The following is a 13,157-nucleotide window of genomic DNA, read 5'->3' as shown; positions in this document are numbered from 1 at the left end:
CGGGGATGGAGCCGATCGGATTCGAACCGACGACCTCCTGCTTGCAAAGCAGGCGCTCTCCCAACTGAGCTACGGCCCCCTGATGCGAGCGGGACAAGGGACATCCCGGCGGGTCAAGGATGGGGCCCGGGCCGTCAGCTCGCCAGTTTCGGCGTAGACTGCCCCCGCGGGCCGGGCGTTGCGACGGTTCCGGCTCGATCCCTACGCTCCCTTCAGGATTCGGGCAGTCCAATCGCCGGAGGACGGGGGCCATGGCGGAGTCTCGTAGGAAGTTCCTCAAGCAGTCTGCCGCGACGGTGGCCGCGGTTTCCCTGACCGGCTGCGCTCCCGGAGCAGCCGGCGAACCGGCGGCCGGGACCGACGGAGATGCGCTCTCCCACCTGGACGGCGCGGCGCCGGCCTCCCTCCCTGCCGAGACCCTGCGGGCCGTTGGCGAAGCCGTTCTCCCGGACGAACTGGGCGACGACGGCCGCGAACGAGCGGTGCGCGCCTTCGAGCGCTGGTCCGAGGCGCTGGAACCCGTCGCCGAACTGAGTCACCCTTACCTGGTCCCCGAGATCCGGTACTCGGGCCCCGACCCGCGGCCGGGGTGGGCGGCGCAACTCGAGGGCCTCGAGAAGGAGTGCCGGAGCCGCCACGCGCTGTCCCTCTCCGACCTCGACGTGCCGGGGCGCCGGGAACTCCTTGCGCGACCGCTCGAGGAAGCCGGCCCCGAGCCTGGAGCGCCGCAGAACGCCGACCACGTGGCGCTCGCCCTGATTGCCCACTTCTTCGGCTCCCCGATCGCGACCGATCTCTGCTACGGGCGGGCCATCCGGAAGGAGCTTTGCCGTTCCATCGAGGGGGCCGAGGACGAGCCCGCGCCGCTGGGAGCCGCCCCGTGAGCCGCGCGTCCGAAAGCACGGCCGGGCGGACGACCAGGCGGATGGCCAAGCGGACGACGAGGCGCGTCGTCGAGAGCGACGTCTGCATCATCGGCGGCGGGATCACGGCCGCCATGGTGGCGGAACGACTCGCCGAGCGGACGAACGCCTCGATCACCGTGGTCGAGGCCGGGGGGCGGACGGCGTCCCTCGAGGAACGGTCCGACACGCGGGCCCGGATGCTGGCCTACGGCGAGAACCCGTGGCCGAACGACCACATCCGCGGCCAGACCGGCTCGGGCGCCATGTATAGTTCGATGGTCGTGGGCGGCTCGGCGATGCACTGGGGCGGCGCGGTCCCGCGCTTTTCCCCGGAGGACTTCCGCCTGCGGTCGCTGTACGGCGTCGCCTCCGACTGGCCCATCTCCTTCGACGACATCGAGCCGTACTTCCAGGAGGCGGAGGAGCGCATGGGTGTCGCGGGCGAGCAGGGTCCCCCCGAGTACGACCCGCGCTCGAAGCCGTATCCCATGCCTCCGATGCCGCTCTCCTACAGCCTCGAACGCATGCGGGAGTGGACGGAGAAAACGGACATCCCCTTCTGGACGCAGCCGTGGGCGCGCAACACCGAACCCTGGCAGGGGCGGAACGTCTGCCGCCGCTGCGACACCTGCTCCGTCTGTCCCACGGGCGCCAAGTACACGCCGGATTTCGCCTTCGACCGGCTGCTGGCGGACGGGCGAATCGACCTCGTCACCCGCACGCTCGTTCGGCGCCTGACACTGGAGCCGGGCTCGGACCGGATCGCGGTGGCCGAAGCCGTGAACCGCGACGCGCCCGACGAGCCTGTCGAGTTCCGCGCGGGCACCTTCGTGATCGCCTCCGGCCACGCGTGGAGCTCCCACCTGCTCCTGCACTCGGCGAACAGCCGCTTCCCGGACGGCCTCGCCAACCGCACGGGGAACGTGGGGCGGTACATGACAGGACACTGGTACCTCAGCGGCTTCATCAACCTGCCGATGCGGCTCTATCCCGGCATGTTCGTCTACAACAGCCTGTTGTCCCGCCGCTTCGCCAGCCCGGGACCGCTGGACCGCTACGTACGCCACGACCTCCGACTCTGGGAGTCGAACGTCGGCCGCGCCCCGAGGCTCGTGGACGAAGACGGACAACTCCTGTGGGGCGACGCGATCATGGGGGACTGGCGGGCCCGCACCGAGTCCGAATCCACCGCGCGCGTCCGGGCCTACTACGACCTCCTCCCGGATCGCGACAGCCGCCTCACGCTCGACCCCGGAAAGACGAACGAACTGGGCGACCCGATGCCCCGGATCGACTACCGTCCGGCGCAGGAGAGCATCGACCTCCAGGACCACACGGTCGACACGATCACGGGACGGTTCGAGGAGCTCGCGCGGGCGGCCGGAGGCTCCATGAGGAGCGTCGGGCGGCCATCCGAGTTGTGGGAGCACCCGGGCGGCGGGTGCCGCATGGGCGACGATCCGGCCACGAGCGTAGTCGACCGGTGGGGCCGAACCCACGACCACGAGAACCTGTTCGTCGTGGGCGCGCCGACCCTCGTCTCCGGCGGCTGCGCGAACGGGACGCTCACCTTCTGCGCCCTCTCCCTCATGTCCGCCGAGGAGATGGAGAAGGCACTGCCCTCGGCCTGAGAGGTCACCTCAGTTCGAGGCGATGCGCCTTCCCGATCCGGGCGGCATTCCCTTCCTTGACGCCGGCCTCGGACGCGAAACGTGGCCAACGGCGGACCGCGGCGAGTACCCGGTCGATGACGTGGCCCGCTGCCGGGATCCGGAGCCCGGACGTCTCCGCGAACTTCAGCAGGTCGGCGCGTTCGAAACCGTTGCGCTTGCCGGCCATGCTCATCTGGTGCCGGCCAGTCCATGTACCGCGCGGGTTCCAGGCGTACGCGATGTCGTAGGCCGGCGACAGCCGCCACGTCCCGCTGCGGGTCATCAGAAACGCGATGTTCTTCACGTGATCGTCCTGATTGCGCGCGACGATGTTGAACACCGCCCGGCGGTACTGCTCCTCGACCACCACCATGCCGAGCCCGAGCCCGCGGATCGTCTCCATCGCCTGCTCATAGGCATACGCGCCCGGCATGTTGTAGTCGAAGTGCCGCAGCGCCGCGAGGGACTGCATGTGGATCTTCCGTCCCCTCGCGTCGCGGTCGAACCGGCGCGTCATGAAGTGGCTCCGGCCGCCTTCGTGATGCAGGCGGCATTCGGACATCTCGATCCCGGCTTCGCGCGCCATCAGGTGATACGCGTACTCGATCCGCCCGTAGCCGAGCGGATCCGCCAGTTCCCGGTCGCGGTTGTCGGCCACGCCGTCGAATTTCAGGATCCAGTCTTCGAAGCCGGCCCTCGCGTCCACCTGGCCGGACCGGAACTCGCCCGTCTCCGGACTCCACGCGAGCACCGCCTTCGCCCGCGCGCCGCCGGCGGACGTTCCCACGCCGAGGATGTCCTCGATCGCTCCCCTGTCCTCGTCGCCATCGAGCTTGCCCGACAGTCGACCCCGTTCGTCGAGAACCCGGTTGGCGAGGTCGACGAGTTGGGCGATTTCGACCGCGTTGCCCAGCTTTCCCCTTCGCAGCGCCGGTTCGAACTCCAGTGCTCCGACGCCGCGCTTGCCGATGTAGCAGAGCCGGTCCACCGGGTTGAAATCCTCGAGGCGGCGTCCGGTCTCCGCCAGCCACACATCGATCAGCCGGTGGCCGAAACTGTCCGGCAACGCGTCCGCAAGCAGGCCGGGCAAACCCCTGCACCCCTCCCCGAGCGCCGGGAAGGCGTACGGCGTTTCGATGAACTGTATCAGCCATATGTGGCCTGTTATACGCAACTCAGCACCATCGGTGCCGCAACGGAGAAGGAAATTTCGCTCAGCTTGACATGATGCACCGATAACAGAAGATTCACCGTACAGTAAATAACCTCTTTTTGGTGAATCACGATGGCGAGTGAACTTCTCGGCGCAGGAGAAGCCTGTTTGCGGAGGATCCTGGATTCGGCAAGCGGGTTTCAACTGGATTCGTCGATGCGCGAAGCGCAGGTAGGCGCACCACATGTTGACGCGGTCTGGATGCTTCGGTCCGGTTCCGACGAATCCCGCCTGCTGATTGAGGCCAGGACCAGCATCTGGCCACGAGACGTGGATCCGGTCTCCGCTCAACTCAAAGCAGCAGCAGCGACGCTAGGTGCGGATGGCTGCGTGATCGTCGCTCCCCGCATGACGGAGCGCACACGCGAACTCCTTCAGCGCGCCGGTGTCGATTACATCGATCTTCGAGGGAACGTGCGCATTGCCATTCCAAGTCGGCTTCTCATCGTAACTCAAGGCGGCAAAGGGGCTCCAAGAGACTACGGTCAGAACCGAAGCAGTCGAATCGTGAATCCCTTCCGCGGAAAAGCCTCTCGCATCGTACGAGCCTTGCTCGCCGATCCGCAGCGCTGGTGGGGCGTCACCGAACTCGCGGAGCGAGTGGGCGTGAGCGCGGGCCTTTCGGTGAAGGCGTTGAAGACGCTTGAACGCAACGTCTACGTGCGACGCGACCCAGATCGTCGGGTGAAGCTGGCCGATGGCGCGTTGCTACTGCGGCAGTGGGCAACCGTCACGGAAAACCCTTTCCGAAACGCTGGCACGTTCGTGTCGCGACTCCCGGATCCTGACGAAGTCACGCGACGACTCTCCAGCAAACTCGGTAGCTTCGGCGTTCGCTACGCGGTGTCCCGCTTGGCGGCGGCGCGGTTCGTCGAACCGTACGCGCCCGCTCGCGTGGTTGACATCTATGTGGACTGCGATCCTGGCGGTCTTGCGGAACGACTCGGTCTCCTGCCCGTAGACCGCGGAGAAACCGTCCGCCTTGTCAGGCCAGATGACGAAGGAGTCTTCCAGTTTTGCGGCGAGCACGACACCGTCACCGTTGTCAATCCAGTTCAGCTATTCGTCGACCTCTACAACGGACGCGGACGTGAGCCCGACGTCGCCGAGCGCCTCTTCGATAATCAACTGCGCGAGGCCCTTGTCACACGCGAAGCGCCGTGAAGACCCGGTCCACGTACGGTCCGGAGGTGGCACGTCGAGCACAACGGGATTCGGCTCCGATGACTACGCGACTCTGGCGGAGCAACTCCTCGAACGCGGATACCGCTACCGAAGAGCTGCGGACGGACACGACTTGCGGTTCAGCTTCGAGGTTGATGTCGAAGGTCACGCGGTCGTCGTGGATTTCCTCGCCCCGCCTGCGGACGACGAATCGGGATTTCGTGTACGCCTCCAACCTGGGTTACATGCTCATGCGATAACCGGAGCACACGTTCCGGAGTGGTTCTCGATCAACGTCACTCTCGACGAGGAACTGGTGCAGGGAGGGCGACTGCCCGTCCGTATTCAACTTGTCGACGTTCCGGGTTTCGTCGTGCTGAAGGCGCGGTACCGCGTTTTCTTCGCCGGACGCTGCGGGGTCGGTCGCGGTTGCCGTGTTCGAGGAGACACGGGGGGAGGAGGCCGATCAGCGTGCGGCCTTGGCCTATGCGGTCGTTCAGTCGTTCCTGAAGCGGTGGGACGGCGGAGCCTCTGACAGCTCCACGTGACTACGGCCGCTTCTCTCCCGCGGTCACGGCGAAGCGGAGGTAGTTCTCCGGCGGCGGGAGGCTGCACACGGAGTGGGGCGTGAAGGCGCACGGCGCGTTGTAGGCCCGGTTGAAGTCGATCGTCGTCCAGCCATCGTCGTCCGGGAAGGGCGCGCGCATGTAGCGGCCCGCCTGGTAGGTGTCGTTCACGGCAGTGGAGTCCCACAGGCTGATGAAGTAGGAGCGGCTCGACGCGCCGGCGAAGGCCATGAGACGGTGTTCGTCTCCATCGACCCGGAAGACGAGATCCCCGGGCGCCGTGTTCTCGAGGGTCCCGCCCCTGACATCCCCCAGCCTGACCGTGCGCGGCTCCGGGTAGGGATCGAAGCGTGCCGTCACCCGCCACTCGTTCGTGATCGGGAAGTAGTCGGGAAGTGCGAAGCTCTCGAGCCGCGGGGCGTCCGTGTCCCAGACCCGCAGCCACAGCCGCTCCGTCCCCGGTTCCGCGTGGACGCGCATCCCCAGCGACCCCAGCGCCAGCCGGATCGTCCCCTCGCTCCGGTCGTCGGGGAGCAGCATCGGCTCCGTGATGGCTTCACCGACCGCGCCCGACACCAGGTCCCGCAGACTCAGACCGCTTCCGGCCTCCGGGACGAGACGCACGGCCCCATCATTGAGGTGCAGGATTCCGGCCAGGGGCGGCGCATCTTCTTCAGGCAGCACGATTGACGCCGACGGATCGGAACCGAACGTGTTCGCGCCGTCGGAGAGTTCGAACAGCCCGCCCCAACTGATGACGCCGGCGTTGGGGTTCGCGAGGCTGTTCCGTCGCCCCGCGCGCCACTCCTCGTGCTCGGCCGCCAGCACGCCCGGCTCCACCGGCGGCGGATCCGGCCATGCGTCGCGGGTGCAGCCAACCGCTGCGGCACAAAGCAGCACCACCGCCAGCCCGACGACGGCTTTCCAGCCAGTATCAGTCAACCTCTCCACCGTTCTCATATCGGCAGCATGCGACCGCGAACCCGGCTCGTGCAACCCAACGGCAAGGAGAGCTCAAGGAAAGGGAACTCCACTTCGCTTTTCTTGGCGGCGCGCCGAGAGGGCGTAAGCAAAAGTTCCTTCGTTAGCCGAGAGCTAACAAAAGCAAACGGCCATATCTCTTGCTAAGCAGATGACAGCTTGACATCTTCGCCGGTGTTCTCGCTGGATCCACACCCTCCGCAACATACAGGCACAAGGCTCCCCGGGGTCACCCAGGATGAGACGCGAGAAGACAGGCACCTACGACGTTACCGTCGCCGGCGGGGAGACCGTCCGGGCCTTCATCCCCGTACCTCTCCCGCCCTCGCCCGATGTGGACCTTCGGGAGGGACTGCGACGCCCATTCGAAGCGGCCGTCACCGCCCTGGGACGGCTCGATGCGGTAACCGAGCTCCTCCCCGATGCCGCGTTCTTCGTCTACGGATACGTGCGCAAGGAAGCGGTGCTCTCGTCCCAGATCGAAGGCACGCAGTCTTCCCTTTCCGACCTCATGCTGCACGAAGCGGGAGGGGCACCCGGTGTCCCACTGGACGATGTCATAGAGACGTCGAACTGCGTGTCGGCGCTGTATCACGGGATCCGGCGCCTGCGGGACGACGACTTCCCGCTCTCGAATCGCCTCATGCGAGAGGTACACGCCAAGCTGCTCGCGAGCGGTCGCGGCGCGACGATGATGCCTGGCGAGTTCCGGCGGTCGCAGAACTGGATCGGGGGCTCGCGTTCCGGCAACGCGGCGTTCGTCCCGCCGCCGCCGAGTCATGTGGAAGAGTGCATGGCCTCGCTGGAGCGGTTCATGCACACAACCGATGATGACCTGCCCGCTCTCATCAAAGCCGGACTCGCGCATGTGCAGTTCGAGACGATTCATCCGTTCCTCGACGGGAACGGGCGTCTGGGTCGCCTCCTGATCACATTGATGTTGTGCGATGCCGGCCTCCTGCGCGAACCCCTCCTGTACCTCAGCCTCTACTTCAAGCAACATCGCGACACCTACTACCGACTCCTCAACGAAATGCGCACGACTGGAGACTGGGAGGCCTGGTTGCGGTTCTTCCTCAAGGGCGTGCAGCACGTGGCGGAGGCAGCCTTCGCAACCGCGAGGTCCGCGAGCGAAATTGTCGCCGCCAACCGCGACCGGATCGCCGAGGAGGGACGACGTGCCGGTTCGGTCCTGCGGGTGCACCGGGCGCTGGTGGAACGCCCCGTCGACCGCATTAACGGACTCGCCGAGCGGACGGGTCTCTCCGGTCCAACGGTCGCAGCCGCGTTGAGACTTCTCGAAGAGTTGGGATTCGTGAGTGAGGTTACGCGGCGCCAGCGGGGTAAAATCTTCGCCTACGACAGTTATCTCGACGTGTTGCGAGAGGGTACGGAGGAGCCGCCGGGATAGCCCGAAACGCCGATGGCGTGCCCACACCCGCCGGCGACGATCTCCCCTACGGGACCAATCCCTCCAGGCCCGCCGGGTCGCGGGGGAGCGCATCGGTCAGGACCTCGGCCCCGTCCGCCGTGACGAGGACCACCTCTTCCACGAACACCGAGACGCCGAGGTCGTGGTTGTAGTACCACGGCTCGACCGTGAACACCATGCCCGGCGCGAGCGGCTCGTCGAGCAGCGCGGGATCTCCCGAAGACATCCCGATGTGATGTCCGAAGAAGGAGGGCGTCTGCATGTACGGCTCCTCCCCGTCCGGGATCGCGTCGTAGGCCACCTGCGTGAGTTCGCGCAGCGTGACGCCGGGGCGCACGGCGGCGATGACGGCCTCCGCCGCCCGGGTGCTCACGAGGAGCTTCTCCCGCTGGACGTCGGTGAACGCGCCGTTCACGGGGAAGGTCCGGCCGACATCGCTCACATATCCGTTCACCTCGCAGCCCACGTCGAAAATCACGAGGTCGCCGTCCTGAAGCCCGCGGTTGCGGCGGTTGTAGTGGGCGGCGAGCACGCGCCACGGCCACAGGCTGTTGGGTCCCGACTTGATGATGGGCGTGAAGGGGATGGACTGGGCGCCCGCCGCCCGGCAGGCGCGCTCGAACTCGCCCTGGAGCGTGCGTTCGTCGACTCCCGGACGAACGAGGTCCGCGGCGGCCCGGATGCCGGCCATCGTCGCATCGGCCGCGCGCCGCATGCGCATGATCTCGGCGGGCGACTTCACCATGCGCAGGCGGGCCACGGTCTCGAACGCGTTCGCCAGTTCCGCCTCCGGATAGTCGTCTCGCAGGCGCCGGATGAGAGACGCCGTGGCGTCGAGACTCCCGATCAGGGGGACGACCGGATCGGGCACCTCGCCCGGGGCGCCGGCGTTGACGCGGAACGTCTCACCGGCCCCCGCATGTGAGCGCAGAAAACCCTCCAGTTCAGTGATGTCCCGGTAGTCGTCCGCGCCGCCGATGCCGCGGATCTGGTAGTCGTCCAGCAACGGCCGGCCCGGAAAGTCGTTCGGCCGGCCCGGGTTCTCGAAGCGCGGGTCGCGCTGCGGCATGAAGAGGATCGAGAGGTCGCGGCGGGCGTCCAGCACGAGCATCGACTGCGGGACTTCCAGACCTGTCAGATACCAGAAGTCCTCCAACTGCCGGAAGGTACCGCCGTGGGTGAGCCCGTCCGAGGAGGGGACGAGCAGGAGGCCGCCCCCGGTCGCGCGCAGGCCGTCGAGGATCCGGTTGCGGCGAAACTCGTACTCCTGCGGGCGGAAGCCCGGGCGAACCCAGTCGGAATAGCGCTGCTCGGGCGTCTGGGCCGAGAGGAGGGCGGGACCGCTCGGCACGGAACCGAGGACCGCCGCCACGGCGAGGAGCGAACTCGCACTCAGGCTGCGCCCGAACCGCCGGCGCCCCGGGCGGTGGTCGGTCGCGCGCAGGTCCGGGACGACGCTCACAGGCGCCACACGACGAGGAACTGGACCGCGCTCTCCGACACGCCGGTCCCCAGTTTGTTGCGCCAGTACTGGTATTCGATGCCGGTCATGAGCCGCCCTCCGTCGCCGCCGAGGATCCGGCCCACGTCCACCGTCAGTTGAGGCTGGGCGAGGATCCAGGCGCGGACTTCGTCGCCGAACTCGTCCGTCACGGCGCTGATGTACTCCGCGTGGCCGGTGAAGGTGAAGGTCTGGCCCAGCATCTCCCACGTCGCGAGCCAGTTCACGTCGAACATCCAGCCGTCATCCGTCGCCGGCGCGCCGCCGTTGTCGACGCCGCTCGAGGCGTCGACCAGGCGGGCGAAATCCGTGTTCAGGAAGATGAACCCCGGGATGTCCCACGACGCGCGGAACCCGGGCGTGTACTTGAGCACCTTCGCCTGCGAGCCGTAGTTCACGCCGCCGAGCACGGCGAAGTCGCGGATCGGGCCGAGTCCGACGCGGCTGCCGCTGAGCTTCCCCAGGCTCAGCGACGGATACCACTCGCCGTACAGGTCCTTCTCGTTGAACGCGTCGTTCCCGCCGTCGGCCGTGTAGTCGAAGAACATGAAGTGGTCGCCCCACGACCACTGCAGGGCGTTCTGGAAGGTGACGACCGTCGTCCCGTGTCTCGTGTCCGCGAACGGATTCGTCAGCTTGCCGAGCTGGAGTTGGAATTCCGTTTGGCCGGCCGCGGTCCCCGGCGCCGCGAGGAGGAACAGGACGGCGGAAAACCCGCCGTACGACCGCCTGGTCAGTTTCATTCAGCCTCTCTATCGAGGAGGATCAGGGATCGAGGAAAATCAGGGCCAACGTGTTCACGCGCCGGGAGGTTACAGCCAGATGAACTTGGCGGCGAACACCAGCGCGACCACGAGCAGCATGGGCGGGCACTCGCGCCAGCGGCCCGCCAGCACCTTGATGGCCACGTAGGTGATGAAGCCGAGCCCGATGCCATCGGCGATGGAGTACGTGAGCGGGATGGCGATCGCGGTCACGACCGCTGCGGCGGACTCCGTGATGTCGTCCCATTCCACGTCCTTCAACGCGCGGGCCATGAGGCAGGCGACGTACAGAATCGCCGCGGCCGTCGCGAAGGAGGGGACGGACTCCGCCAGCGGGGCGAAGAAAAGACAGACGAGGAAGAGCCCGGCCACGACGACGGCCGTCAGGCCGGTTCGCCCGCCGGCGCCGACGCCTGCCGCGCTCTCGATGTAGCTGGTGACCGACGAGGTGCCGAGCAGCGTCCCCGCCACGGTCCCGGTCGAGTCGGCCATGAGGGCCCGCTGGATGCGCGGCAGCCGCCCCTCCTCATCGAGGAGGTCGGCCTGGTGCGCGACGCCGATCAGCGTGCCGGCCGTGTCGAAGAGGTCGACGATGAGGAAGGTGAAGATGACGGCGACCATGCCCAGTTGCAGCGCGGCGCCGATGTCCAGCGCGAGCAGCGTCGGGGTCGGATCCGGGGGCGGCGACGCGAAGCCGTGCCACTCCGAAACGCCCAGGATCAGGCCGAGCGCCGTCACTCCGAGCATCCCGAGGATCGCCGCGCCCGGGATCCGCCGCGCGGAGAGCGCCGCGATCGCGCAGAAGCCGAGCAGGGCGAGCACGGCCGGCGGCGCCGTCAGTTCGCCCACGGTGACGAGCGTGGCGGGGCTCCCCTCGATGATCCCGGCGCTCCGCAGCGCGATCACGCCCAGGAAGAGCCCGATGCCGGCCGAGATCGCCATTTTCTGGCCGTGCGGGATCGCATCGATGATCCAGCGCCGCACCGGGAGCACGCTCAGCGTGACGAACAGCATCCCCGACAGGAACACGGCCCCGAGCGCGACCTCCCACGCGTACCCCATCCCGAGCACGACGCCGTAGGTGAAGAAGGCGTTCAGCCCCATCCCCGGCGCCAGCGCGATGGGGTAGTTCGCGTACAGCCCCATCACGAGCGTGGCGAAGGCCGCCGCGAGGCACGTCGCGACGAACACCGGGCCCAACGGCATCCCGGCCTCGGCGAGGATCGACGGATTGACGAAGGCGATGTAGACCATCGTCAGGAACGTCGTGACCCCCGCCGTCACCTCCGTCCGCACGTCGGAGCCGCGCTCCGACAGTCTGAACCAGCGTTCCAGCTTCCCGGTCATCGGCTCGCCTCCGACGTTCTGTGGTGACCTGCCCCCTCGAGGGAGTCCGGAGAAAAGCAGCTCGCATAGAGCGCCTCGACCCGTTCCACCTCGGCCGCAGTCAATCGTTCGAACTCGCGGGTGCGCGCTCGCTTCGACAGCGTGCCGCGATTCTGTCGAAGGAACCTGGACAGAAGATCGATCGTCCGACCCGGCATGTCCGCGATTTCCTCCTGGACGCGCCGCGAGAACTCGTCATACTTCTCCAGGTACTCGACTTCTCCGGGGAGATCCCTCGTCACCGTCTCCTCTACGCAGCCATACAGAAACTCCGCGTGAGCCGTGGCGTCGAAGAACCGGTAGAAGTCGCCCGTCTCGTTCAGAACCTCGACGTTGAGCTTGCTGTTGGTGCGCCACTCAACCAGGGGCAGGACCCGCGAAGAGTAGCTATGGAGAACCTCGCGGTACTCCGAGATCCGTCTGAGCATGGGCACGCTCACCGGAAACACCATACTCGGCGGATTGTAGCCCGCGCGGGCGAGGACGTGGTGGATCAACCACCGGTGAAGGCGTCCGTTCCCGTCGTCGAAGGGATGGATGTACACGAACCCGAAAGACAGGGCAGCCGCCGATATGACGGGATCGACGGACGTGTCTTCCGCGCTCCGGCCGTACTCGGCCACTCCCCGCATCAGATCCGGAAGATCTTCCGGGCGTGCGCTGATGTGTTCCGGGATCGGGTTCCGCGTCCGCCGGTCTCGCTCACCGACCCAACCGCCCTCGGCCCGGAGCCCGAGTTCGACGAATCTCGGATCGCCGATTACCACCGCCTGCAGGCGTTCCAACTCAGCGACATCGAGGTCACGCTGGCCAGCTTCGCCGATCGCCCGGCCCCAACGAAGCCCTCGATCCTGCGTCGGGTGCTCGCCTTCGATCTGAAACGACGCCTGGCTGTCTTCCAGGAGCAGAAAGGCCGCAGCGCGACGGATGATATCCGGGTGGGTCCGTCCAATCGCTTCCCGGGCTTGCTCCCCCAGGCGCATGCCTACGTAGCGTTCGAGTTGAGCGGTCCGCCGGACCAGCGGGCAGAAGCCCCTCGTACCCGGCAGGTTGTTGCGCACCCGGTGCCGGCGAGAGAGCGGCCCGGTCTCTGGCGCAAACTGTTGCTTTGGATCCACGACCGGAACGGCTTTCACCTTTCCGGCGTCGGGAAGGTCCAGGCGTGCGTCCAGCAGCCATTCATACAGAAACCAGATGCGGCGAGCGTAGGCGCCCGTTGGCTTGGCACGCACGATGTGCATGATCTCGCGTGGGTCGATTCGTTTGAACAGGGCGGATAGCACGCCCAGGCTCACGCCTTCCCACTTCAAGGCGAACTCGAGCTGACCTCCGAGACTCTCGTCCGGCGCGTGGCTGGGAGAAAGCAGCCGCCACTCGCGCGTCGAAGCGGGACGATGGCGCTCGGCGATGGCGGCCAGCCGCGGCGGCGGCGGAACTTCAAGGTCGTGCCGGGCTATGAGCGCAGCGTAACCCGCGGGTTGCCCGGGTTCTGGAGGCCGCCACTGGAGGCTCATGGGAGAGAACGCCTATTTACGGAGTGACCATTTTCGCAAGAAAACCTTCACCGACCGTAAAATCTTATCACAAATCGAG

The 13,157-nt window shown here is 67.1% G+C and carries 10 protein-coding genes and 1 tRNA gene; 4 read left to right on the top strand and 7 right to left on the bottom strand.

What is annotated here, in order from left to right; all coding sequences use genetic code 11:
* Nucleotides 1-6: 6 nt before the first annotated feature.
* A tRNA-Ala gene (locus tag ACOGXI_RS13935) sits at nt 7-79 on the bottom strand.
* Between the two features lie 172 nt (nt 80-251).
* Here ACOGXI_RS13935 and ACOGXI_RS13930 point away from each other — a divergent pair.
* Both ACOGXI_RS13930 and ACOGXI_RS13925 read left to right on the top strand, forming a co-directional pair.
* Entirely contained in the window at nt 252-884 is a 633-nt protein-coding gene (locus ACOGXI_RS13930) for a twin-arginine translocation signal domain-containing protein (RefSeq protein ID WP_419939432.1), read from the top strand.
* Nucleotides 881-2,536 (top strand): GMC oxidoreductase, encoded by a 1,656-nt coding sequence (locus ACOGXI_RS13925; RefSeq protein WP_419939431.1) that lies wholly within the window; start codon nt 881-883, stop codon nt 2,534-2,536. The genes ACOGXI_RS13930 and ACOGXI_RS13925 overlap by 4 nt, the downstream gene beginning before the upstream one ends.
* A gap of 4 nt (nt 2,537-2,540) precedes the next feature.
* On the opposite strand, the gene ACOGXI_RS13920 is transcribed toward ACOGXI_RS13925, so the two are convergent.
* Nucleotides 2,541-3,647, bottom strand: coding sequence for a type II toxin-antitoxin system HipA family toxin (locus tag ACOGXI_RS13920; protein ID WP_419939430.1), 1,107 nt, complete (start codon nt 3,645-3,647; stop codon nt 2,541-2,543).
* Nucleotides 3,648-3,842: 195 nt separating this feature from the next.
* Here ACOGXI_RS13920 and ACOGXI_RS13915 point away from each other — a divergent pair, with 195 nt between their 5' ends.
* Entirely contained in the window at nt 3,843-4,934 is a 1,092-nt protein-coding gene (locus ACOGXI_RS13915; RefSeq protein WP_419939429.1) for a hypothetical protein, read from the top strand.
* A 548-nt stretch (nt 4,935-5,482) separates the two neighbouring features.
* Here the strand turns inward: ACOGXI_RS13915 and ACOGXI_RS13910 are convergent.
* Nucleotides 5,483-6,442, bottom strand: a complete 960-nt coding sequence (locus ACOGXI_RS13910; RefSeq protein ID WP_419939428.1) for a DUF1684 domain-containing protein — start codon at nt 6,440-6,442, stop codon at nt 5,483-5,485.
* Nucleotides 6,443-6,719: 277 nt separating this feature from the next.
* On the opposite strand from ACOGXI_RS13910, the gene ACOGXI_RS13905 reads away from it, so the two are divergent.
* Nucleotides 6,720-7,892 (top strand): Fic family protein, encoded by a 1,173-nt coding sequence (locus ACOGXI_RS13905; RefSeq protein ID WP_419939427.1) that lies wholly within the window; start codon nt 6,720-6,722, stop codon nt 7,890-7,892.
* A gap of 46 nt (nt 7,893-7,938) precedes the next feature.
* Here the strand turns inward: ACOGXI_RS13905 and ACOGXI_RS13900 are convergent, their stop codons facing one another.
* The 4 genes from ACOGXI_RS13900 to ACOGXI_RS13885 all read right to left on the bottom strand — a co-directional run bounded on the left by ACOGXI_RS13900 (nt 7,939) and on the right by ACOGXI_RS13885 (nt 13,078).
* Complete coding sequence (locus ACOGXI_RS13900) at nt 7,939-9,375, bottom strand: aminopeptidase P N-terminal domain-containing protein (protein ID WP_419939426.1); 1,437 nt, start codon at nt 9,373-9,375, stop codon at nt 7,939-7,941.
* Nucleotides 9,372-10,157 (bottom strand): nucleoside-binding protein, encoded by a 786-nt coding sequence (locus ACOGXI_RS13895; RefSeq protein WP_419939425.1) that lies wholly within the window; start codon nt 10,155-10,157, stop codon nt 9,372-9,374. The genes ACOGXI_RS13900 and ACOGXI_RS13895 overlap by 4 nt, the downstream gene beginning before the upstream one ends.
* Before the next feature lie 69 nt (nt 10,158-10,226).
* Nucleotides 10,227-11,525 carry an NCS2 family permease gene (locus ACOGXI_RS13890; RefSeq protein ID WP_419939424.1) on the bottom strand — a complete coding sequence of 433 codons (1,299 nt, stop codon included), beginning with the start codon at nt 11,523-11,525 and terminating at the stop codon, nt 10,227-10,229.
* The gene (locus tag ACOGXI_RS13885; protein ID WP_419939423.1) at nt 11,522-13,078 is read right to left on the bottom strand and encodes a Fic family protein; all 1,557 of its coding nucleotides are present in this window, start codon (nt 13,076-13,078) and stop codon (nt 11,522-11,524) included. The genes ACOGXI_RS13890 and ACOGXI_RS13885 overlap by 4 nt, the downstream gene beginning before the upstream one ends.
* Between the last annotated feature and the right edge of the window lie 79 nt (nt 13,079-13,157).

Source organism: Candidatus Palauibacter sp., from assembly GCF_965208055.1.
In the GTDB taxonomy this organism is placed as follows: Bacteria; Gemmatimonadota; Gemmatimonadetes; order Palauibacterales; family Palauibacteraceae; genus Palauibacter.
Note: the sequence above shows the minus strand (reverse complement) of the source record. Positions and strands in the feature narration are given on the sequence as shown.

Excerpts from the sequence above, each read along its gene's own strand:
- ACOGXI_RS13930 (WP_419939432.1), top strand. The coding sequence starts at position 252 with ATGGCGGAGTCTCGTAGGAAGTTCCTCAAGCAGTCTGCCGCGACGGTG.
- ACOGXI_RS13915 (WP_419939429.1), top strand. The coding sequence starts at position 3,843 with ATGGCGAGTGAACTTCTCGGCGCAGGAGAAGCCTGTTTGCGGAGGATC.
- ACOGXI_RS13905 (WP_419939427.1), top strand. The coding sequence starts at position 6,720 with ATGAGACGCGAGAAGACAGGCACCTACGACGTTACCGTCGCCGGCGGG.
- ACOGXI_RS13895 (WP_419939425.1), bottom strand. The coding sequence starts at position 10,157 with ATGAAACTGACCAGGCGGTCGTACGGCGGGTTTTCCGCCGTCCTGTTC.
- ACOGXI_RS13890 (WP_419939424.1), bottom strand. The coding sequence starts at position 11,525 with ATGACCGGGAAGCTGGAACGCTGGTTCAGACTGTCGGAGCGCGGCTCC.
- ACOGXI_RS13885 (WP_419939423.1), bottom strand. The coding sequence starts at position 13,078 with ATGAGCCTCCAGTGGCGGCCTCCAGAACCCGGGCAACCCGCGGGTTAC.